The organism is uncultured Mailhella sp. (assembly GCF_944324615.1).
Classification (GTDB): Bacteria; Desulfobacterota; Desulfovibrionia; order Desulfovibrionales; family Desulfovibrionaceae; genus Mailhella.
This window is the reverse complement of record NZ_CALUWY010000006.1, coordinates 23,166-43,033: the sequence shown is the minus strand read 5'-3', so window position 1 is coordinate 43,033 and position 19,868 is coordinate 23,166. Positions and strand designations below refer to the sequence as shown.

Here is a 19,868-nt window from a genome sequence, read left to right as displayed (position 1 = left end):
CTCACGCCCTGCCGGAAGAGGCGTTCTTCAGCCGCGTGATGTTCCTGTGCGGCGGTTCCCCGAAAAGGCGCTTGTATTCACGGTTGAACTGGGTGGGACTCTCGTAGCCCACGGCAAGCCCCGCACTCGCGGCGTCCACCCTTTCGGCAAGCATGAGGCGCTGCGCCTCGAAAAGACGCAGTCTCTTGTGAAACTGCAGGGGACTCAGGCTCGTCACTTCCTTGAAATGACGGTGGAAGGTGGACGTGGCCATGTTCACGCGCCTTGCCAGTTCCTCCACCTGCAACGGTGCGCGGAAATTGTCGCGCAGCCACGTCACGGCCTGGGCTATCTGCGTGCTCTGGGAACCCATGGTATGGAAACTCCGCAGAAATTCCCCCTGCGGCCCCAGAAGCATGCGGTAGTAGATTTCCTTGATGATGATGGGTGCGAACAGGGAAATGTGCTCCGGCTTGTCCAGAAGATCCATCAGACGGGAAAAGGCGTCGAGCACGGGCACCTCCACCCTGTCCACGGAAACACCGCGCAGGCATGCTCCGGCGGAGGACGTCTGCACGGGCGGCACTTCGGCCGCAAGCCTTGTGAGCCGGAAGCTGTCCACCTCCAGAGCAAGGCAGAGGAACGGGGCCTCCTCTGTGCCGTCCACCACATAGAAGGAACTCGGCACGTCCACGCCCACCACCAGGCACTGGCCTTCGCCGTACACATATTCCTCCATGCCGATGATGGACTTCTTCCGGCCCTGAAGCATCACCCCTATGCAGGGCCTGTACAGACTGTTTTCCAGAACGTCGTGGGCAAGACGATGGGAGATGGAAAGGCCGGGAACGGCCGTCTCCCGCACTCCCAGTTCCGGCATGTGGCGAAGCGCCTTTTCCTTCAGGGCATTGTTGATGCGTTCCCACTCTCCCATACGGCCTCCTTGCCGGGCCTTCCTCCGGCGGCATCCCGCCCCGGCCCGTTCATGACTTCATCCTATGCCGGAAACCCGCCTTTCCCCATATCCATTTCCCTCTTTTTCTTGCCTGATTCTCTCACCATCGCCTCCCGAAGTCCATTTCGACAAACGCGGCCGTTTCGTCTACAAACAAAACGCTTCGCAACCTCAAACAAGGCCTTTACCGTGGAAACTTCCCTTGCCGTTCTTCTGATCCTCTGCCTGTTCTTCTTTCTCGCCGGTTTCGTGGACTCCGTGGCCGGAGGGGGCGGGCTTATTTCCACCCCCGCCATGCTGCTCTGCGGCATTCCCCCGCACGCGGCCCTCGGTACGGGAAAATTCGCCAGCACCCTGGGTTCGCTCACCTCGCTCTGGACCTTTGCCCGCAATCATCTCGTGGTCATGCGCATCGCTCCGGCGGGCTTTCTCTCGGCCTTTGCCGGCGGCATGATCGGTTCGGGCCTTGCCATGCACGTTCCGAGCGACCTTCTGGGCAAGGTGCTCATCTTCCTTCTGCCCGTGGGCATGGTCATCTCCCTGTTTTCCGGAAGACTCGTCTCCGGAGAGGGCGATCTGCCCGAAAAGGGCCTCTGGACCAGAGTGATCCTCATGGGGCTTCTCATCGGCGCCTACGACGGCTTTTTCGGCCCGGGCACGGGCAGTTTCTTCATCATTGCCCAGCACCTTCTGCTCCGCATGGGGCTGGTGCGCGCCTCGGCTACGGCCAAGGTCTTCAACCTCGCCTCCAACGCGGGCGCCTTCGCCGTGTTCGCCACGGGCGGCGTCACGCTCTTCGGCCTCGGCGTGCCCCTTGCCGTGGCCAACATACTCGGCAATCAGCTCGGCACGCGCCTCGCCATCCGCATAGGCGCCCGCATGGTCAGAAATTTTCTTTATGTGACGCTTTCTTTATTGCTTTCCACCCTTGTCTACCGCTTCTTTTTTTCTTAATATCACACTTGAGGCATGACTTTTTCGCAGAAGGCGCAAAACGCGCCCACCGCGCTTTTTCGCCCGCATGAAAAAGCGTGTGTCTGATGTTTATGCCATTCCCCATGAAAACGGCCCTCCTGCAAAGCGGCACCATGCAGAAAGTCTCTTTTTCTGTGCAGCATGTCGCAGAAAATGTCGTCTTCATGTTTTTATATAGGTTATATGTCTTTATGTTCTTTGCGTAGAGCCGGACTTCCGGCATGTTGCCAACTTGTTACATTGCATAAAGGATACTCATGCTCTTTATCGAGAAATGCAGGGAGTCCGTGATCTCGGTGATTCCGGTGGTCATTCTGGTGCTCCTGCTTCATCTGACTGTCGCGCCGCTGGGCGACGATCTGCCGAAATTCCTCGTGGGAGCCGTACTGTTCATCATCGGCCTCGGGCTTTTCCTTGTGGGCGCAGACATCGGCGTTCTGCCCGTGGGTCAGAAGGTGGGCTCCACTCTTACCGGCAAAAGAAACCTCGCCCTCATACTGGCCGTGGGCTTCGTGGTGGGCTTCATCATCACCGTGGCCGAACCCGACGTGCAGGTGCTCGCCGCCCAAGTCACGGGGGTGGCCCCGGTCATCGCCCCCATGGCGCTTGTGTGCATCATCGCGGCGGGTGTGGGCTTTTTCGTGGCCGTGGCCATGGGGCGCATCATTTTTCAGCTCCCGCTCAAACTGCTGCTCTTTCTCTGCTACGCTCTGGTGTTCCTCTGCGCGTTTCTTGTGCCCGATCTTTTTCTGGGCATAGGCTTCGATGCGGGCGGCGCCACCACAGGCCCCATGACCGTGCCCTTCATCATGGCTCTCGGCGTGGGTGTGGCCGCCGTGCGCGGCGGCAGTCATGCCGGTGACGACAGCTTCGGCTTCGTAGGCCTGGCCTCCGTGGGCCCCATCCTTGCCGTGCTCATGCTCGGTCTCTTCGCCGCCCCGGCCATGCCGGAACAGGCCTCCGCCATGCAGGCCGCACAGGAAGGCCTTGCGGAGCATTTTCTCCACCTGCTGCCGGAAGTCACCCACGAAGTGGCCATGGCCCTCGGGCCTCTGGCCGCGCTCTTTGTCCTCTTCCGCCTGTTTCTCATCCGGCTTTCCCGCAGACAGACCCTGCGCATGGTCATGGGCCTGCTGTATACCTTCTTCGGCGTCATTCTGTTCTTCCTCGGCGTGAAGGGCGGCTTCATGCCTGCGGGCGACGCCCTCGGCGCTCTTCTCTCCGCCCCGGAAAACCGCTTTCTGCTCATTCCCGTGGCCCTGGTGCTGGGCGCCGTGGTGGTATGTGCGGAACCTGCCGTATGGATTCTCACCGAACAGGTGGAACAGGTTTCCGGCGGCGCCATACGCCGTACACTCATGCTGATCGCCCTTTCCGCAGGCGTTTCCCTTGCCGTGGGCATCGCCATGTACCGGGTGATGACGGGTACCAGCCTCTGGTATTTCCTCATTCCGGGATACGCAGCGGCCATGCTGCTCATGCGCCTCTGCCCGCGCATGTTCACGGCCATCGCCTTCGACTCCGGCGGCGTGGCCTCGGGCCCCATGGCCTCAACCTTCATCCTCGCCTTCATGCTCGGCGTATCCAAGGGCGTGGGCGGCAATCCCGCCGTGGACGCCTTCGGCTGCATCGCCATGATCGCCATGACGCCGCTCATCGCCATTCAGCTTCTGGGCATTGTTTTCAGATGCAAGACGGGGGACCGCTCATGAACACCACTTCCAGCAACAGCACGGGCAAACTGCTCGTCACCGTCATAGAAAAACACAGGTGCGACGAAGCCATGGCCGCGGCCAGAAAGGCCGGGGCCTCCGGCGGCACCGTCATCCTCGGGCGCGGCACGGCCGAAAGCCGGTGGCTCCGCCTCCTCGGCCTGGACGACGTGGAAAAGGAACTGCTCTACTGCATTCTGCCCGCGCATCTCGTGCAGCCCGTCATGGATGCGATCCGCAACGCTCCCGGACTCGCCAGAGCCCGGGGCATCATGTTCACGCTCAACGTGCTCGACATTTTCCGCCACCACGCTTCAGGCGCAGCCTTTTCCCATATTCAGGAGGAACCCATGTCCGAAAGCAGCCCGGAACTTTCCGGCTACGAACTTCTCTCCGTCATCGTCAACAGCGGCGGCGCCGATCAGGTCATGGACGCGGCACGCCGCGCCGGAGCCACGGGCGGCACCGTCATCCACGCGCGCGGCACGGCCCGCCCCGACGACGCCACCTTCTTCGGCATCACCATCGTTCCTGAAAAGGAACTGGTCATGATACTCAGCTCCCGGGGCAAAAGCGCGCACATCATGGAAAGCATACGTTCGGAATTCAAAGACGCCGAACCCGGTTCCGGCATCGCCTTCCGCATGCCTGTGGAAAGCTTTGAAACGCTGGGTCAGAAAAAGAACGGAACCGGCGCATAACAAAAAAAAACGTGGAGCATGGCTCCACGTTCCTTCTCCCTGCAAAGACATCGCCCGGGTCCGCCTGCCCCGGGCGATGCTTTTTTCAGGCTTCGCCGGAAAAGCCCCGGCCTCTACGCTTCTCCCCAGCGGAACATGTCCTCCACCTCGATGCCGAAAGGCTGAAGCAGACGGCAGGCGCAGTGATGCGTCATATCCTGCACGCTCTGCGGCCTGTGGTAATAGGTGAGCACGGGCGGCACGATGCGCACCCCCGGCAGACGGGAAAGTTCATAGAGATTGCGCAGGTGCACGGCACTCAGCGGAGCTTCCCTTGCCGCCAGCACCAGGGGGCGCTGTTCCTTGATGGTCACGTCCGCCGCACGCAGGATAAGGGTGTCGGCATAGCCGGAGGCAATGCCGGCCACCGTCTTCATGCTGCAGGGCACCACCAGCATGCCGGCCGTGGAAAAGCTTCCGCTGGCGGGGGCGGCGTCGATGTCCTCAGGTTCAAGCACGGTATCGGCCATGCGGTACACGTCTTCCACGGCAAGATCGGTTTCATAGCCGAGGGTCAGCTTCGCCCCCCGGCTCATGACAAGGCAGCTTTCCCAGTCCGGATGAGCCTTCACCATGCGCAGGCACTCCAGAAGCAGGGGGGAACCGCTCGCTCCGGTGGCGGCTATGATCAGCCGCCTGCGCTTCTGATGTACGGACATCTACTTCTCCCCTCCCAGCCAGCGCGAAGGATCGGTTTCCATGAATGCGGCGCGCACGAATCTGCTCTTCAGGGCAAAGGGCACGGTGCAGTCGAAAATGGTCTTGCAGGCAATGCCGTGATTCTGAATGCTGGGGGAATACGCCGGATCATTGGACGGATCCAGCGGATGACAGCGCACGCCGGGAATGGTGATGATGTCCCTGTCCCCCTGAAAACGGGTGTTCATGGCCCAGAGCACGTCGTTCATGTCGAAGCAGTCCACATCCTCATCCACCAGAAACACATGTTTGAGCTCGCTGAAGGCCGAAAAAGCCAGAAGCGCGGCCTGACGCTGACGGCCCTCGTCGCTGGCGGAACGCTTGCAGAACTGCAGGACGGCCATATACTTTCCGCCGCCGGCCGAGGCGCAGTACACGTTGAGCAGGCGCCCGGGCATGGCGCGTTCCACCATGCCGTAAATGCTCGCCTCCGTGGGAATGCCCGCCATGGAAACATGTTCCTCGCTGGGGCCTATGCAGGTCTGCATGATGGGATTCTTTCTGTGGGTGACGGCCTTCACCCTGATGCACCAGCAGTCGGGGCTTGCCGGGCCGGTATAGCCGGGAAATTCCGGCATGGCATAGCCGGTACGGCGGTTCTGATCTTCCTGAATGCGCACATGAGGCAGCACTTCGCCCTCAATGACGTATTCGGCCAGAGCAATGGCGCGGCAGTCCACGCTCACGCAGGGGCAGAGGCGCACCGGCTCCCCGCGCAGGGCTCCGGCCACGGCCAGTTCGTCGTAGCCCAGGGGCGTGGTGGGCGGCTCAAAGCAGGAACTGATGGCAATGGCCGGATCCACCCCTATGCTTATGGAAATGGGGAGCGTTCTGCCGAGCTGCTCCGCCCGTTCCGCCATGGCCCCGATATGCCGCGCGCCGGGCGTGAAGAAAATGGACAGCGTGTCTCTGCTCTGGATGCAGAGCCTGTGTATGGTCACATCCCAGCGGCCGGTATCGGGATGCGCGGCATAGCACATGCCGAGCGTGATGTAGGGCCCGGCATCCTGCGGCGTATTGGTGGGAGCAGGCACCAGGCGGTTCAGGTCGAAGCCTTCCTCAGAGGCCCGGTGCACCACTTCCTGACAGGGGGCAGGCCCCGGTTCAAAAACAGGCGGCAGGGGAGCATCCACACAGGCCCAGAGCCTTTTTCCCAGATCCTCCGCCCTTGTGCCGAGAAGCGCGGCCACGCGCCGGCGGCTTGCCATGAGCCCTATGGCCACACGCGCCCCCGGATGCCCCTTGATGTTTTCAAAAAGCATGGCCGGACCTTCCTTCGTGGGCCGCTTCACCGTGCCGCCCGCGCCGACATACCGGTATATGCCGGAAAGTTCCGCCTCCGGATCCACCTCCACATCCGTGGAAACAAGCTGCCCCGGCATGGAGCGCAGCAGCTCAAGCGCACTGCGCAGATCGTTGACCTTCTGCTGCATGTCGCATTCCTCCGTCTCCGCCCGAAGGCGGGAATATCCCATGTTCTGCCGTGCGCGAAGAAATGCGCCCGGCAGGATGAAGGGCGTTTTCTCTCTTCCGGCGCGCAGCTCGGCACCATCGCCCGAAAGCCGCCTCACAAAACGCGGCCTTCTTCAGCCTGCACGCACTCCCGCCCCTTCTGCATCCATACGAGTGTTCTGTCATCATGCCCGCCATGGCGTTTTTCTGTCAACGCCCTCAGGGAAGCACGCCGTGCCCGGAAGGTCCGCCGCGGGCGCCTTTTCCGGCGCTTCTTCCCGGCGGCCCTTCCGCTTGACAGAACATGGCGTCGGTTTATTTAAGTCATTACTTCATCAGATTTCATTCCCGCACCGGCCTGCCCTTCTCCGGCGAAAAAAACGGAACGCACCGCCGCCTGCGGCAAAGGAAGAGCATGGACAACGCCCCCCTCTATCGCGCTCTGGCCGACGAAACCCGCCGCCGTCTCATCAGGCTGCTGCTCGAACACAATTTCTGCGTCTCCGCACTGGCGCGCAGCCTCGGCGTCAGTGAAAGCGCGGTATCCCAGCATATCAGAATCCTGAAAGAAGCCGGACTTCTTTCCGGGGAACGGCGCGGCTACCACATGCACTATGCCATCAACAGGGAAAGACTGCGCGCTCTGGCCCGGGACATCGAGGCCATGGCGGACATCACGGCGCGCGACGACGCAAACGGGCTTCTCCGCCTGCCCATGGCCCCTCTGCCCCGGAAGGAGAAATGACATGTCCACCGCCGCGCTTTATCTGGCAACGCTGCTTCTGCTCGGTCTTTCCTTTGCCAGAGACAGGCAGAAGACACGCCTTGCCCTGAAAAAGGGCTGGAAATCCTTTGAGAACATCCTGCCGCAGTTTCTCCCCATCATCCTGCTCATGGGCATGACGCTGGCCGTGGTGGATGAAAGCCTCATTTCCCGCCTGCTGGGGAAGGATTCCGGCCTTGCAGGCATGGCCCTGGCCGCCGCGGCAGGTTCCGTCACCCTCATTCCCGGATTCATCGCCTTTCCGCTGGCGGCCTCGCTTCTCGCCTCCGGCGCGGGCTACGGGCAGACGGCCATGTTCCTCACCACCCTCATGATGGTGGGCGTGATCACCCTGCCGCTGGAAAGTTCCACCTTCGGCAGACGCATCGCCGTGCAGAGGAACCTCCTCGCCTTTATCTACGCCGTGCTTTCCTCCTTTCTGCTGGGGGCGCTGCTGTGATACGTTCCTTCTGCAGACGCTACCGCTTTTTTCTGGCCCTCGGCCTCGTCAACACGCTTCTGCTTTTTCTCGCTCCGGAGACGGGCTGGAAGGCGCTGACGCTCACACGGGACAATCTTCTGGAAATGCTTTCCTTCCTGCCGCCCATCTTCGTGCTGCTCGGCCTTCTGGACGTATGGGTGGAACGGGAAACCATGATGAAGTACATGGGCGTGCATTCCGGTCTGCGGGGCATGCTTCTGGCCTTTTTCCTGGGTTCCGCCGCGGCGGGCCCCCTGTACGCGGCCTTTCCCATGGCCTGCGTCATGATGCGGAAGGGGGCGCGCATGCTCAATGTCTTCATCTTCATCGGGGCCTGGTCCTGCACCAAGATTCCCCTCATCATGTTTGAAAGCGCCACCCTCGGCTTCCGCTTCATGGCTCTGCGCCTTCTGTTCAACATCGCGGGCATATTCCTCATCGCCCTTGTGCTGGAAAAGACCCTTCCCGAAGAAAAGAACCTTTCCTGAACACTCCCCTTTCCCGGAACATCACGCGCCTGCCCGGAAAGGATGTCCACGCTCAAAACATCCGCCAGGCGGCGCGTTTTTTTTTCGCCTCCGGCTGCCTTCCGGTCACGGCATCCCCGCAGGCATTGCCGCCTTCTTCCGCTGCGCCCTTTTTTCTGTGAAGGCTGTGTAAGGCAGGACAGCTGCGCTTTCTTATGCGGAAATTTCGCCGTATCCTTCTGATTTTCTTTTTCTTATTTTTCCTTATATTTCCATGACGCACAAAAAGTGACGCAAATTTTCCTCCGTGAGGGAAAAAAGCGTTATGGAAAATTCATACTTCCGTCATCCCCGCTCTATTCATCCCCCGTATATCACATGCATATCTTCCGCATGAACCAGAGACTTTTCCATCATACATGCAAAAGTCGTGATTTTTGCGGAAAATAACTCTGTGAAAACACCCGTACTCTGACATGTACGGATATTCTCCGATGGAGGAACAGGAATGATTCACGTTACCGGGCTGAACAAGACGTTTTCCGGCGTTCAGGCACTTAAACATATAGACCTGCACATCCGTCCCGGAGAAATGGTTGCGCTCATCGGCTCTTCCGGTTCCGGCAAATCCACGCTCATGCGTCATATATGCGGCCTCACCACCAGCGACAGAAACGCAGGCGAGGTCACGGTCAACGGCTACACCATACAGAAGAACGGAATGCTGAGCAGGGACATACGCGACATACGCAGCCACATCGGCGTCATTTTCCAGCAGTTCAATCTTGTGGGGCGCATCAGCGTCGCACGCAACGTCGCCCTGGGTGCCCTCGGCCGCACGCCGTTCTTCCACGGACTGGCCGGGCTTTTTTCCCGCGAGGATGTGGAACTGACCCTGCGCGCCCTTGAGCGCGTGGGCATACGCGACAAGGCCTGGCAGCGCACCTCCACGCTTTCCGGCGGACAGCAGCAGCGCGCCGCCATAGCCCGCGCCCTTGTGCAGCGCTCCGAGGTGCTCCTTGCCGACGAGCCCATCGCCTCCCTGGACCCGGAATCGGCCCGCAACGTCATGGACACCTTGCAGGAGCTCAACAGAACCGACGGCATCACCGTGGTGGTCACGCTGCATCAGGTCGACTACGCCATCCGTTACTGTCCGCGCACCGTGGCGCTCAAGAAAGGCGAAATCGTCTTCGACGGCCCCACCTCAGAGCTCACTCCCGCCATGCTCAACAGCCTCTACGGCGCGGAAAGCCGTGAGCTGTTCGGCGAAAAAAACACGGCCCGTCCCTCCTTCGTTCCCCGCTCCCACGGCGGCCGCACGGCGGTTGCCGCCTGACAGAACAAGCATTCGGGGCCTCCGCCCCGGTCATCTCCAACAGAGGATACACTGATGCGTCTTCTTTCCCTCATTCTGTCCGCGACGCTGCTCATGGGCGCCGCCTCCGCCCGGGCCGAAGAACCCGCCACCCTCAACTTCGGCATCATCTCCACGGAATCCTCCCAGAACCTGCGAACCATGTGGGATCCCTTCCTCGAAGACATGAGCAGGGCCACCGGCATGAAGATCAAGGCCTTCTTTGCCAGCGACTACGCGGGCATCATTGAAGGCATGCGCTTCAAGAAGGTCGATCTCAGCTGGGTGGGCAACAAGGGCGCCATCATGATGGTGGACCGCGCCAACGGCGAAGTGTTCGCCCAGACCTGCGACGTGGAAGGAAACACCGGCTACTGGTCCTACCTGATCGCCCACAAGGACAGCGGCATCAAAAATCTCGACGACATGTTCGCCCGGGCCTCCGAGCTCACCTTCAGCAACGGCGACCCCAACTCCACCTCCGGCTATCTTGTCCCCGGCTATTACGTCTTTGCCCGGAATGGCAAGGATCCCAAGAAGATCTTCAAGCGCGTCGTGGCCTCCAACCACGAATCCAACGCCCTTGCCGTGGCCAACCGTCAGGTGGACGTGGCCACCTTCAACAATGAAGGCATGGGCCGTCTGGAACATATCTATCCCGACAAGGCAGCCCAGCTTGCCGTCATCTGGAAGTCGCCCCGCATTCCCAGCGATCCGCTGGTCTGGCGCAAGGATCTTTCCGATGCCACCAAGAAGAAGATCACGGACTTCATCTTCAGCTACGGCGTCTCCGGAAAGAACGCGGAAAAGGAGCGTCAGGTTCTTGCCAACCTGACGTGGGGCCCCTTCAAGAAGTCCGACAACAGCCAGCTCACGCCTCTGCGCCAGCTTGAACTGTTCCGCGAAAAAATGAGCATCGAAGGCAACGAACACATGAGCGCCGAAGAAAAGGCCGGTCGCATCGCCGACATAGATGCCAGGCTCGCCGCTCTCGGCAAGTAGGCCATACCGCCCTTCCCCTGCCGGGGAAGGGCTTTTTTTCCCCTTTCCCCTGTTTACAGGCGCGGATCGTGATCCGCCGGCACAGGATTCCCATGCACGCTTCTTCTGAACCCTCGTTAAGGCCCCCGCTCAGCATCGGGGAAAAAGCCTCCCGCATGCTGACATGGACGGCCGTCATCGCCCTGCTTGTCTGGTCGTGGCACGGTGCGGAAATGGAGCCTCTGGCTCTCATCACCGATGCGGGCAACATCGGCACGCTCATAGGCGACTTCTTCCCGCCCGACTTCACCGAATGGCGCATGTATGTGAAGGAAATGCTCATCACCCTGCAGGTGGCCGTATGGGGCACGGTACTCGCCGTCGTATGCGCGGTGCCCCTCGGCATCATGTCGGCGGAGAACATGGCCCCCTGGTGGATACGCCAGCCCGTGCGCCGCATGATGGACGCCGCCCGCGCCATCAACGAAATGGTGTTCGCCATGCTCTTCGTGGTGGCCGTGGGCCTCGGCCCCTTTGCCGGTGTTCTGGCCCTGTGGGTGCATACCACTGGCACACTGGCCAAGCTCTTTTCCGAAGCCGTGGAAGCCATTGAAACCGCTCCCGTGGAAGGGGTGCGCTCCACCGGCGCCACCTATCTGGAAGAAATAGCCTACGGCGTCATCCCCCAGGTGTTTCCCCTGTGGATCTCCTATTCCCTGTACCGCTTTGAAGCCAATGTGCGTTCCGCCACCGTGGTGGGCATGGTGGGCGCGGGCGGCATAGGCATGGTGCTGTGGGAACTCATACGCAGTTTTGAATTTCCCCGCACCTGCGCCGTCATGGCCATCATCATTCTCGTGGTCACGCTCTTCGACCTCTTCTCCCAGAAACTTCGCAAAATGGTGCTCTGATGTCCGCCCGCTACGCCCTTTATTACGCCCCGTCCGCCGGCTCCGCGCTCCATGCCGCCGTCACGCCGCTTTTCGGCCGCGACGCCCTGAACGGAACAAGCTCCGCCCCCGTGCCTCCCGAAGGCTCCCCCTTTTCCGCCGATGACTGGGCCGCCATGGTGGCCGCACCGGCAAAATACGGCCTGCACGCCACCCTCAAGGCTCCCTTTGAACTTTCTCCCCGGTGGGAAAAAGAGGAGTGGGCATGTGAACTTCTCATGGACGTCTGCCGGAACATCGCGCGGCGTCATGAACCCTTTGCCACCACGCCCCTGGAACTTCGGGCGCTGAACAACGGCTCCGGCGCCTTTCTCGCCCTCACGCCCTCCTGCGGTTCCGCCTCCTTCGGCGAGGCGAACCCCGGACTCTGCGAACTGGAAAGAGACTGCGTGACCGCGCCGGACTTCTTCCGCGCGCCTCTTGCCGAAGCCGACATAAAAAGGCGCGGCACACTCAGCTCCGAAGAGGCGGAATACCTTGCCGTGTACGGCTATCACCGCGTGTTCAACCTCTTCCGCTTTCACCTGACGCTGACGGGCTCCTTGTCGGAAGAGCAGACATCCCTTGCACAGCAAAGCCTGCAGCGCTGCCTTTCCCCCTTTCTTCACAGGCCCCTCATGGTGGACGGCATCAGTCTGTTCCGCCAGAAGGACCGCGAAAGCCCCTTCACGGAACTGGCACGCTTCCCCCTTGGAATGAACAACCACAGGAACATCGTATGAATACCCAGGACAGACGTCAGCAGTACATGCGTCTTCTTTCCCTTGCCCCTGCCGAGGAACTGGAACACTTCCTCGCCGGGCTGCAGCTCCCTCCCTGGAAACTTCTCCGCGGCCCGGAAAGCGGACTGGTCATGGTCCGCGGCCGCATCAACGCGGAGGGCGCGCTGTTCAACGTGGGCGAAGCCCTGGTGACCCGCTGCGTGGTCACGCTTCCCGGCGACACCTGCGGCTGCGGCTACGTTCTGGGGGAAAATCCCCGGCACGCCGAGCTTGCGGCACTCTGCGACGCGCTCTGGCAGAAGGAGGCCTATGCCCCCATGTTCGACACAGAGTTGAAGCCGCGGCTCGAAAAAATGCTGCAGGAACGGGAAGAGCAGGCCGGAAAAGAGGCCGCCCCCACCAAGGTGGACTTCTTCACTCTCGTCAGGGGGGAAGACAAATGAGCTGCCCCGTCACGCATCCCGCCCACTGGAACAACCCCGTCCGGCAGGCGCAGCAGACCTTCCGCAGTCTTCTGCGTGCGCTTTCCCGCCCCTGCCGGCCCGTTCCCCTGCCTCTGCCCGAAGGCACGGCCGCTCCTCTTGCCCCGGAACTTGCCGCCATCGCCCTGACGCTGTGCGATCAGGACACGACGGTATGGCTTTCTCCCTCCCTGAACGAAGAAAGCGTGCGTCGCTGGTTCCGCTTCCAGTGCGGCTCCACCATGGATGACGACCCGGGCAGGGCCGATTTCGCCTTCATCGCCGACCCGGAGGATATGCCGCCTCTTTCGGTTTTCTCTCAGGGCAGCGCCGAATATCCCGACCGTTCCGCCACGCTCTGCTTGGGAGGAATGATGTTTTCACAGCCGCAGGGCTCTTTTTCCTGCACGGCCTCAGGCCCGGGCATACGCCGATCCCTTGTCTTCCAGTGCAACCTGCCGGAGCGCTTTCTGCTCCAGTGGGAGGAGAATCACCAGAGCTTTCCGCAGGGCGTCGACATGTTCCTCTGCGGAGAGGGCATGGCCTCGGGACTTCCGCGCAGCACAACTCTGAAGGCGCAGGAGGCATGACATGTATGTAGCAGTCAAAGGCGGGGAAAAGGCCATAGACGCCGCACACGCGCAGCTTCGCCGGGAACGGCGCGGCCCGCTGGACGTGCCGGAACTTTCCCTTGCGCAGATTTCCTTTCAGCTGAAACTCGCCGTGGACAGGGTGATGGCCGAAGCCTCCCTGTACTGTCCGCCTCTTGCGGCCCTTGCCGTGAAGCAGGCCTGCGGCGACCTGCAGGAAGCGGTGTTTCTCCTGCGCGCCTATCGCACCACCCTGCCGAGATTCGGTTCCTCCCAGCCCGTGGACACCTCGTCCATGCGCGTCTCGCGCCGTATTTCCGCCACATGGAAGGATCTTCCCGGAGGGCAGATACTCGGCCCCACGTTCGACTATACCCACAGGCTGCTCGACCGCAGCCTCAGCCGGACTGAAGGCGCGCCGGACACTTCCGCGCCCCTGACGGAAGAGAAGCTGAACGTGAAGAACCTTCCCCGCGCCATGAGCGCCCTGAACGCGGAAGGCCTGCTCGAACCTGCGGCGGATACCTCCTCCTGCCGGGAAGTTGCCGATCTCACCCGCAGGCCTCTGGAACTTCCCGCCGACGGCCCGGAGGATCGCCCCGTGCGCCTGCAGACGCTGGCCAGGGCCGACGAAGGCTTTCTCCTCGGCATGGCCTACTCCACCCAGCGCGGCTTCGGCGCGGTGCATCCCTTTACCGGGGAACTTCGGCGCGGCTTCGTGGAGCTCGTCATCACGCCCGAGGAACTGGACTTTCCCATCGTCGCCGGAGAGCTGGAAATGACCGAATGCGACACGGTGAGCCGCTACACGGGAAGCGCCATGCCCCCCTGCCTCACCAGAGGCTACGGACTCGTGTTCGGCAACAATGAGAGAAAGGCCATATCCATGTCCATCGTGGATCGCGCCCTGCGCGCAAAAGAACTGAAGGAACCCGTGACGGGACCGGCGCAGAACCCGGAATTCGTCCTGCTTCACGGCGACAATGTGGACGCCTCAGGCTTCGTGCAGCACATCAAGCTGCCCCACTATGTGGACTTTCAGGCGGAACTTTCCCTGATACGTAGTCTGCGCGAGGCAGGGAAGAAGGCAGCGGACGCATCCCCTTCCCGAGGAGAACGGTCATGATGACACTGCAGCAGGATATCTGTAACGATACGCGGAAGAAAACGCCGCTGGAAGGCTACAACTTCGCCTATCTGGACGAAAGCACCAAGAGGATGATTAGGCGGGGACTGCTCAAGGCCGTGGCCGTGCCCGGCTATCAGGTCCCCTTTGCCGGAAGGGAAATGCCCATGCCCTGCGGCTGGGGAACGGGCGGCATACAGGTGACGGCAAGCGTCATCGGGGAAGAGGACGTGCTCAAGGTCATCGACCAGGGCTCCGACGACACCACCAACGCCGTTTCCATCCGCAGATTCTTTGCCGGCACTACGGGGGTGGAAACCACCACGCATACCGCCGAGGCCACCATCATTCAGACAAGGCACCGCATTCCCGAACACCCGCTGAACGAAAACCAGATTCTGGTCTATCAGGTTCCTCTGCCGGAGCCCCTGCGCTGGCTGGAACCCAGCGAAAAGGAAACCCGCACCCTGCACGCTCTTGAGGAATACGGCCTCATGAACGTGAAGATCTACGAGGACATCATGCGGCACGGAGCCATAGCCATGAGCTTTGATTATCCCGTCCGCGTGAACGGACGCTACATCATGAGTCCCTCGCCCATTCCGCGCTTCGACAACCCCAAGATGCACCAGTGCCCGGCGCTGCAGCTTTTCGGCGCGGGGCGGGAAAAACGCCTCTACGCCATTCCGCCCTATACCGACGTGAAGAGCCTCGACTTCGAGGACTACCCCTTCGAGGTACAGCGCTGGGAGGAACCCTGCGCCCTGTGCGGGGCACGCCACACCTACCTTGACGAAGTAGTGCTCGACGATACGGGCAGAAGAATGTTCGTCTGTTCCGACAGCGACGCCTGCGCGGAAAACAGGGCCCGGCAGGGCATGACGGAGGTTTCCCATGAATGAACCGCTTCCCGTGCTTGAGGCCGAATCGCTCACGCGGCGCTACGGCGAGAGGCTGGGCTGCCGCGACGTTTCCCTGAAGCTGTGGCCGGGCGAGGTGCTCGGCATCGTCGGAGAATCCGGCTCCGGCAAAAGCACGCTTCTCAACATGCTCTCCGGCCGCATGGAACCGAGTGAAGGCCGCGTCATCTACCGCAACGCCTGCGGGACGGAACTCGACCTGCACGCGCTGAGCGAGGGGGAACGCCGCCGCCTTCTGCGAACGGAACTCGGCTATGTGCATCAGAACCCCCGCGACGGCCTGCGCATGCAGGTAAGCGCCGGGGCCAACATCGGCGAACGCCTCATGGCCGCCGGGGGCAGAAACTACGGCAAGCTGCGCGCCACCGCTCTGGAATGGCTGGAAAAGGTGGAAATAGCCGCCCCGCGCATCGACGACATTCCGGCCCGCTATTCCGGGGGCATGCAGCAGCGCCTTCAGATAGCCCGCAACCTCGTGACCGGCCCGCGCCTCGTCTTCATGGATGAGCCCACGGGCGGACTCGATGTGTCCGTGCAGGCGCGGCTGCTCGATCTTCTGCGCAGGCTCGTGCGCGACATGGGCCTTGCCGTGGTGCTCGTCACCCACGATCTGGCCGTGGCGCGGCTGCTCTCCCACAGGCTCATGGTCATGTACCACGGCGAGGTCGTGGAACAGGGCCTTGCCGATCAGGTTCTGGACGATCCGCACCATCCCTATACCCAGCTTCTGGTTTCCTCCATCCTCCAAGGCTGACGATGATGAATACGACAAACAACGCTCTTCCCTCCCCGGCTTCCGACGCCGAAAAGGCGCATCCTGCCGAACTTCCGGTCATAGAAGTTTCCGGCCTGTGCAAGGAATTCATCCTGCATCAGCAGGGCGGAACACGCATCGAAGCGCTCCGGGACGTCAGCTTCCATGTGAATGCCGGCGAATGCGTGGCCCTGTACGGGCCCTCCGGTTCGGGCAAGTCCACCATGCTCAAGGCCCTGTACGGCAATTACCTGCCCACATCAGGCAGCATTCTTGTGCGCTGCAGCGGCCGGGAAACCGACATCGCCCATGCCTCCCCCCGCGAGGTGAGCCGACTGAGGCGCGAGTGCATAAGCTACGTCAGTCAGTTTCTGCGCGTCATCCCCCGCGTTTCCACCCTCGATCTTGTGGCGGAACCTCTGCTTGCGGCAGGCTGCAAGGAAGAGGAGGCCCTGCGCCGGGCGCGCAACCTTCTGCAAAGGCTGAACCTGCCCGAAAGGCTCTGGAATCTGGCCCCGGCCACCTTTTCCGGCGGCGAACAGCAGAGGGTGAACATCGCAAGGGGCTTCTGCCGCCCCACTCCCGTTCTTCTGCTCGACGAACCCACGGCCTCCCTCGACGCCATGAACAGGAAAATCGTCGTGGAACTCATCCGTGAAGCCTGCGCACGCGGATGCGCGGTGGTGGGCATCTTCCACGACGACGACACGAGAACGGCCGTGGCCCACCGCTCCGTCATCATGCACCGCCCCGGCGAACAGGGCGCATCTTCCCTCCACGGAAAAGGATAACAAGCCATGAAGGAACAGCTTTTCTATAATTGCAGAGTCATCACGGAACACGACATCGTCAACGGACATGTGCTCGTACGCGACGGCCGCATCGCCGCCGTGGAGGAAGGAAACGCCTGCGGCGCCCGTCATGCCGACGACGTGGACATGGAAGGCGACTATCTCGCCCCGGGCCTTGTGGAACTGCATACCGACAACCTCGAAAAACATATTCTGCCCCGGCCGAAAGTGGTGTGGCCCCAGCCGGAATCGGCCTTTTTCGCCCATGACGCGCAGATCGTATCCTCGGGCATCACCACGGTATTTGACGCGCTTTCCGTCGGCGAATATCATGACAAGGGCCGCATCGCCATGCTCGGCGAAGCCGTGGAGGCCCTCAATCACTGCCGCGAAAGCGGCCAGCTTCGCGCGGAACATCTGCTGCATCTGCGCTGCGAGGTGGCCGATCCCCGCATGCAGGAGCTGTTCTTCCCCATTTCCGACACCCCCGGCCTGCACCTTGTTTCCCTCATGGACCATACCCCCGGACAGAGACAGTGGCGCAATACCGAAAGTTACCGTACCTATTACAGCAACACCAGATCATGGACGGACGAAGAGTTTCAGAAGATGGTGGACGAACTCAGGGCACGGCGGGATTCCTGCGCGGATGAAAACGCGGCTTCCGTCATGTCCTTCTGCCGTGAGCACCGCCTGCCCATGGCCAGCCATGACGACACGCTGGTGGAACATGTGAACGAAGCCCTGGCCAACGGCATACGCATCAGCGAATTTCCCACCACGGAAGAGGCCGCGCGCTACGCTTCGGAAAACGGCATGACGGTGCTCATGGGCGCGCCCAACATCGTGCGGGGCGGTTCGCATTCGGGCAACGTCTCGGCGGAAACCGTGGCACGGGAAGGCTATCTCGGCGCGCTTTCCTCGGACTATGTGCCCATCAGCCTCATCAGCGCCGTCTTTTCCCTGAACGAACGCGGCATCATGCCCCTGCCGGAAGCCATGAGTCTCGTCTCCTCTCATCCGGCCGAAGCCGTGGGGCTCGACGACAGGGGACGCATTGCCGAGGGACTGCGCGCCGACCTTGTACGCATACGCAGACTCGACGACGTGCCCGTCGTGCGCAACGTATGGCGCGAAGGCGAAAGGGTGTTCTGATGAACGGCAGACTCATCTATGTCATGGGCCCTTCCGGCGCGGGAAAAGATTCGCTTCTCGACGCGCTGCGTCAGCGCCTGTGCGGGCTGCCCGTGGCCTTTCCCCGGCGTTACATCACAAGGGCCGCCTCCGCCGGAGGGGAACACCACATCCCCGTCAGCCCCGAACATTTCGCCGCCCTCGTTTCCCAGGGATATTTCTCCCTGTACTGGGCCAGCCACGGCTACCGCTACGGCATTGCGGCCAGCACGGATACGGCTCTGGCATGCGGCGTTTCCCTCATCATCAACGGCTCCCGCGCCGCCTTCCCTCAGGCAAGACGCCGCTACCCCGGACTTCTGCCCGTGCTCGTCACCGTGGAGCCTTCCATGCTCCGGGAAAGGCTCATAAAGCGCGGCCGGGAATCCGAAGCCGAAGTGGAGGAAAGGCTCACCGCCGCCTTTGCTCCCATTCCCGAGGAAGACGCCGTCGAGCAGTGGATACGCATCGACAATTCCGGCCCGCTGGAAGAAAACGCCCGCAACCTTGCCGAAAAAATCACCTCGGCCCTGCATCTTGCCTGAAAAAACGGCCCCTGTCGCAAGGCCCTGCGGAACATGTTTCCGCAGGGCCTTTTTCTGCACGGGACACAGGGCATCCCCGCCGCCAAACAAGGGAGCATGACCGGCCTTTCTGCCAAAGTGCCCCTTTCCGTCGTGTGCCGAAAGCGCTGCTTTCTCTCGTGCCCGGCAGAAAACACGCCCGGAGCAGAGGAATTTTCCCGCCCTGCTTGACAAGGAAATCGCGCCTGTTCTATTTCAAAAGATAAGTTTTCGAGTCGGTCCGGCTACAGCGGAAGCCATGCCGCTCCGACCTGAGTTTCTGCTCACAGGGTGGGCGCTGGAAACGGCCCCGCCTCCTTGAATGCCCCTGCGGCATGGAAAGAAAACGCTGCGCTTGAACCATGCATGGATACCCCTGTATCCATGGTTCTGGTGTTTTCATCTGTGAGCAACACCGGAAGTGCGCGTATGCGCTGCATGGAGAATCGCATGAAAAGATTTCCCCTCCTCCTCTGTGTTGCGGCGGTCCTGGCCCTGACGTTCCCCACCTCTGCTCTGGCGGAAAAAGCGCTGCACGTCTATTGCGGCGCGGGCATGACCAGACCTTTCGGCGAAATAGCGGCCGCCTTCACGAAAAAAACCGGCATCGGCATGGAAGTGACCTATGCCAACGCCGGGCAGATACAGTCGCAGCTCAATACCGCGCAGGAAGGCGACTTCTTCATCGCCGGGGCTGCGGAAGAACTGAAGCCCGTGAAGAAGTATGTGTCCGCCACGCGCGATCTTGTGAAGCACATCCCGGTGCTTGCCGTGGCCAAAGGCAATCCCAGAAACATTTCCGGCATTAAAGACCTCGGCAGAAGCGACCTTCGCGTGGTGCTCGGTGATGCCAGGGCCACGCCCATAGGCAAGATTGCGGACAAGGCCCTTGCCGACGCGGGCCTGACCGGCAAGGTCAACGTGGTGAGCCGCGGCGTGACCGCGCCTTCCATCTTCAACGCCCTGAACGTGGGCGAATGCGACGCCATCATCGTGTGGAAGGAAAATGTGACGGCCGCCATGGACATTCTGGCCGACCCGGCCATGGACGCCTATGTGAAAACCATTCCCGCCGCCACTCTTTCCGTTTCCAGCAATCCCGGGGGACAGCAGGCCTTCCTGGACTTTCTCGCTTCCGATGAGGCAAAAAACATCTGGGAAAAGCACGGTTATGTGGTGCTGAACTGACACGCCGGGCGCCTTGCGGCGCCCTCCCCTCTTCCGCCCGCCGTGCCTTATGCATGACGCGGGCATCCT

The 19,868-nt window shown here is 61.5% G+C and carries 22 protein-coding genes and 1 riboswitch; of the genes, 19 read left to right on the top strand and 3 right to left on the bottom strand.

All coding sequences use genetic code 11. The annotated features are described in order from the left end of the window. Position 1 precedes the first annotated feature (1 nt). A complete protein-coding gene (locus Q0K07_RS02820) occupies positions 2-913 on the bottom strand; it encodes an AraC family transcriptional regulator (protein WP_294556116.1) in 912 nt (303 codons plus the stop codon). A gap of 210 nt (positions 914-1,123) precedes the next feature. Between Q0K07_RS02820 and Q0K07_RS02815 the strand changes: the two genes are divergently transcribed. The 3 genes from Q0K07_RS02815 (at position 1,124) to Q0K07_RS02805 (ending at position 4,322) form a co-directional block, all read left to right on the top strand. After that, a complete protein-coding gene (locus Q0K07_RS02815; protein WP_294556113.1) occupies positions 1,124-1,888 on the top strand; it encodes a TSUP family transporter in 765 nt (254 codons plus the stop codon). Between the two features lie 278 nt (positions 1,889-2,166). After that, positions 2,167-3,621 carry a DUF1538 domain-containing protein gene (locus tag Q0K07_RS02810; protein ID WP_294556110.1) on the top strand — a complete coding sequence of 485 codons (1,455 nt, stop codon included), beginning with the start codon at positions 2,167-2,169 and terminating at the stop codon, positions 3,619-3,621. Then, on the top strand, positions 3,618-4,322 hold the full coding sequence (locus Q0K07_RS02805) for a P-II family nitrogen regulator (RefSeq protein WP_294556107.1): 705 nt from the start codon (positions 3,618-3,620) through the stop codon (positions 4,320-4,322). Before Q0K07_RS02810 ends, Q0K07_RS02805 begins: the two co-directional genes overlap by 4 nt. Positions 4,323-4,435: 113 nt before the next feature. On the opposite strand, the gene Q0K07_RS02800 is transcribed toward Q0K07_RS02805, so the two are convergent. Beyond that, on the bottom strand, positions 4,436-5,020 hold the full coding sequence (locus tag Q0K07_RS02800; protein ID WP_294556105.1) for a UbiX family flavin prenyltransferase: 585 nt from the start codon (positions 5,018-5,020) through the stop codon (positions 4,436-4,438). Further along, positions 5,021-6,493 carry a UbiD family decarboxylase gene (locus tag Q0K07_RS02795; RefSeq protein ID WP_294556103.1) on the bottom strand — a complete coding sequence of 491 codons (1,473 nt, stop codon included), beginning with the start codon at positions 6,491-6,493 and terminating at the stop codon, positions 5,021-5,023. 434 nt (positions 6,494-6,927) lie between these two features. On the opposite strand from Q0K07_RS02795, the gene Q0K07_RS02790 reads away from it, so the two are divergent. The 16 genes from Q0K07_RS02790 (at position 6,928) to modA (ending at position 19,799) form a co-directional block, all read left to right on the top strand. Beyond that, positions 6,928-7,257 carry a helix-turn-helix transcriptional regulator gene (locus tag Q0K07_RS02790; protein ID WP_294556100.1) on the top strand — a complete coding sequence of 110 codons (330 nt, stop codon included), beginning with the start codon at positions 6,928-6,930 and terminating at the stop codon, positions 7,255-7,257. A 1-nt stretch (position 7,258) separates the two neighbouring features. Further along, positions 7,259-7,735, top strand: a complete 477-nt coding sequence (locus Q0K07_RS02785; RefSeq protein ID WP_294556097.1) for a permease — start codon at positions 7,259-7,261, stop codon at positions 7,733-7,735. Beyond that, the gene (locus tag Q0K07_RS02780; protein WP_294556094.1) at positions 7,732-8,244 is read left to right on the top strand and encodes a permease; all 513 of its coding nucleotides are present in this window, start codon (positions 7,732-7,734) and stop codon (positions 8,242-8,244) included. The genes Q0K07_RS02785 and Q0K07_RS02780 overlap by 4 nt, the downstream gene beginning before the upstream one ends. A gap of 487 nt (positions 8,245-8,731) precedes the next feature. Further along, positions 8,732-9,562, top strand: coding sequence for a phosphonate ABC transporter ATP-binding protein (phnC, locus tag Q0K07_RS02775; protein WP_294556091.1), 831 nt, complete (start codon positions 8,732-8,734; stop codon positions 9,560-9,562). 54 nt (positions 9,563-9,616) lie between these two features. After that, on the top strand, positions 9,617-10,582 hold the full coding sequence (gene phnD, locus Q0K07_RS02770) for a phosphonate ABC transporter substrate-binding protein (protein WP_294556088.1): 966 nt from the start codon (positions 9,617-9,619) through the stop codon (positions 10,580-10,582). A gap of 92 nt (positions 10,583-10,674) precedes the next feature. Further along, positions 10,675-11,472, top strand: coding sequence for a phosphonate ABC transporter, permease protein PhnE (gene phnE, locus Q0K07_RS02765; protein ID WP_294556085.1), 798 nt, complete (start codon positions 10,675-10,677; stop codon positions 11,470-11,472). Beyond that, positions 11,472-12,233, top strand: a complete 762-nt coding sequence (locus tag Q0K07_RS02760; protein WP_294556083.1) for a DUF1045 domain-containing protein — start codon at positions 11,472-11,474, stop codon at positions 12,231-12,233. Before phnE ends, Q0K07_RS02760 begins: the two co-directional genes overlap by 1 nt. Then, positions 12,230-12,676 (top strand): phosphonate C-P lyase system protein PhnG, encoded by a 447-nt coding sequence (gene phnG / locus Q0K07_RS02755; RefSeq protein WP_294556079.1) that lies wholly within the window; start codon positions 12,230-12,232, stop codon positions 12,674-12,676. Before Q0K07_RS02760 ends, phnG begins: the two co-directional genes overlap by 4 nt. After that, positions 12,673-13,284 (top strand): phosphonate C-P lyase system protein PhnH, encoded by a 612-nt coding sequence (gene phnH, locus Q0K07_RS02750; RefSeq protein ID WP_294556076.1) that lies wholly within the window; start codon positions 12,673-12,675, stop codon positions 13,282-13,284. The genes phnG and phnH overlap by 4 nt, the downstream gene beginning before the upstream one ends. Position 13,285: 1 nt before the next feature. Continuing rightward, positions 13,286-14,410, top strand: coding sequence for a carbon-phosphorus lyase complex subunit PhnI (locus Q0K07_RS02745; protein ID WP_294556073.1), 1,125 nt, complete (start codon positions 13,286-13,288; stop codon positions 14,408-14,410). Continuing rightward, a complete protein-coding gene (locus tag Q0K07_RS02740; RefSeq protein ID WP_294556071.1) occupies positions 14,407-15,312 on the top strand; it encodes an alpha-D-ribose 1-methylphosphonate 5-phosphate C-P-lyase PhnJ in 906 nt (301 codons plus the stop codon). Before Q0K07_RS02745 ends, Q0K07_RS02740 begins: the two co-directional genes overlap by 4 nt. Next, entirely contained in the window at positions 15,305-16,084 is a 780-nt protein-coding gene (gene phnK, locus Q0K07_RS02735) for a phosphonate C-P lyase system protein PhnK (RefSeq protein ID WP_294556068.1), read from the top strand. Before Q0K07_RS02740 ends, phnK begins: the two co-directional genes overlap by 8 nt. Before the next feature lie 2 nt (positions 16,085-16,086). Continuing rightward, positions 16,087-16,875, top strand: coding sequence for a phosphonate C-P lyase system protein PhnL (gene phnL, locus Q0K07_RS02730; RefSeq protein WP_294556065.1), 789 nt, complete (start codon positions 16,087-16,089; stop codon positions 16,873-16,875). 6 nt (positions 16,876-16,881) lie between these two features. Further along, positions 16,882-18,030, top strand: coding sequence for an alpha-D-ribose 1-methylphosphonate 5-triphosphate diphosphatase (locus Q0K07_RS02725; RefSeq protein ID WP_294556062.1), 1,149 nt, complete (start codon positions 16,882-16,884; stop codon positions 18,028-18,030). Next, positions 18,030-18,593: a phosphonate metabolism protein/1,5-bisphosphokinase (PRPP-forming) PhnN gene (phnN, locus tag Q0K07_RS02720; protein WP_294556059.1), complete on the top strand. Its 564-nt coding sequence runs from the start codon at positions 18,030-18,032 to the stop codon at positions 18,591-18,593. The genes Q0K07_RS02725 and phnN overlap by 1 nt, the downstream gene beginning before the upstream one ends. 235 nt (positions 18,594-18,828) lie before the next feature. Next, a riboswitch (molybdenum cofactor riboswitch) is annotated at positions 18,829-18,973 on the top strand. Positions 18,974-19,061: 88 nt separating this feature from the next. Next, entirely contained in the window at positions 19,062-19,799 is a 738-nt protein-coding gene (gene modA / locus Q0K07_RS02715) for a molybdate ABC transporter substrate-binding protein (protein WP_294556057.1), read from the top strand. The last annotated feature ends 69 nt before the right edge of the window (positions 19,800-19,868 follow it).

Coding starts and splice junctions, on each gene's coding strand:
- phnL (WP_294556065.1), top strand. CDS start 16,087: ATGATGAATACGACAAACAACGCTCTTCCCTCCCCGGCTTCCGACGCC.
- phnN (WP_294556059.1), top strand. CDS start 18,030: ATGAACGGCAGACTCATCTATGTCATGGGCCCTTCCGGCGCGGGAAAA.
- phnD (WP_294556088.1), top strand. CDS start 9,617: ATGCGTCTTCTTTCCCTCATTCTGTCCGCGACGCTGCTCATGGGCGCC.
- Q0K07_RS02745 (WP_294556073.1), top strand. CDS start 13,286: ATGTATGTAGCAGTCAAAGGCGGGGAAAAGGCCATAGACGCCGCACAC.
- phnE (WP_294556085.1), top strand. CDS start 10,675: ATGCACGCTTCTTCTGAACCCTCGTTAAGGCCCCCGCTCAGCATCGGG.
- phnH (WP_294556076.1), top strand. CDS start 12,673: ATGAGCTGCCCCGTCACGCATCCCGCCCACTGGAACAACCCCGTCCGG.
- phnK (WP_294556068.1), top strand. CDS start 15,305: ATGAATGAACCGCTTCCCGTGCTTGAGGCCGAATCGCTCACGCGGCGC.
- Q0K07_RS02740 (WP_294556071.1), top strand. CDS start 14,407: ATGATGACACTGCAGCAGGATATCTGTAACGATACGCGGAAGAAAACG.
- phnC (WP_294556091.1), top strand. CDS start 8,732: ATGATTCACGTTACCGGGCTGAACAAGACGTTTTCCGGCGTTCAGGCA.
- Q0K07_RS02795 (WP_294556103.1), bottom strand. CDS start 6,493: ATGCAGCAGAAGGTCAACGATCTGCGCAGTGCGCTTGAGCTGCTGCGC.
- phnG (WP_294556079.1), top strand. CDS start 12,230: ATGAATACCCAGGACAGACGTCAGCAGTACATGCGTCTTCTTTCCCTT.
- Q0K07_RS02820 (WP_294556116.1), bottom strand. CDS start 913: ATGGGAGAGTGGGAACGCATCAACAATGCCCTGAAGGAAAAGGCGCTT.
- Q0K07_RS02805 (WP_294556107.1), top strand. CDS start 3,618: ATGAACACCACTTCCAGCAACAGCACGGGCAAACTGCTCGTCACCGTC.
- Q0K07_RS02810 (WP_294556110.1), top strand. CDS start 2,167: ATGCTCTTTATCGAGAAATGCAGGGAGTCCGTGATCTCGGTGATTCCG.
- Q0K07_RS02785 (WP_294556097.1), top strand. CDS start 7,259: ATGTCCACCGCCGCGCTTTATCTGGCAACGCTGCTTCTGCTCGGTCTT.
- Q0K07_RS02790 (WP_294556100.1), top strand. CDS start 6,928: ATGGACAACGCCCCCCTCTATCGCGCTCTGGCCGACGAAACCCGCCGC.
- Q0K07_RS02800 (WP_294556105.1), bottom strand. CDS start 5,020: ATGTCCGTACATCAGAAGCGCAGGCGGCTGATCATAGCCGCCACCGGA.
- Q0K07_RS02760 (WP_294556083.1), top strand. CDS start 11,472: ATGTCCGCCCGCTACGCCCTTTATTACGCCCCGTCCGCCGGCTCCGCG.
- Q0K07_RS02725 (WP_294556062.1), top strand. CDS start 16,882: ATGAAGGAACAGCTTTTCTATAATTGCAGAGTCATCACGGAACACGAC.
- modA (WP_294556057.1), top strand. CDS start 19,062: ATGAAAAGATTTCCCCTCCTCCTCTGTGTTGCGGCGGTCCTGGCCCTG.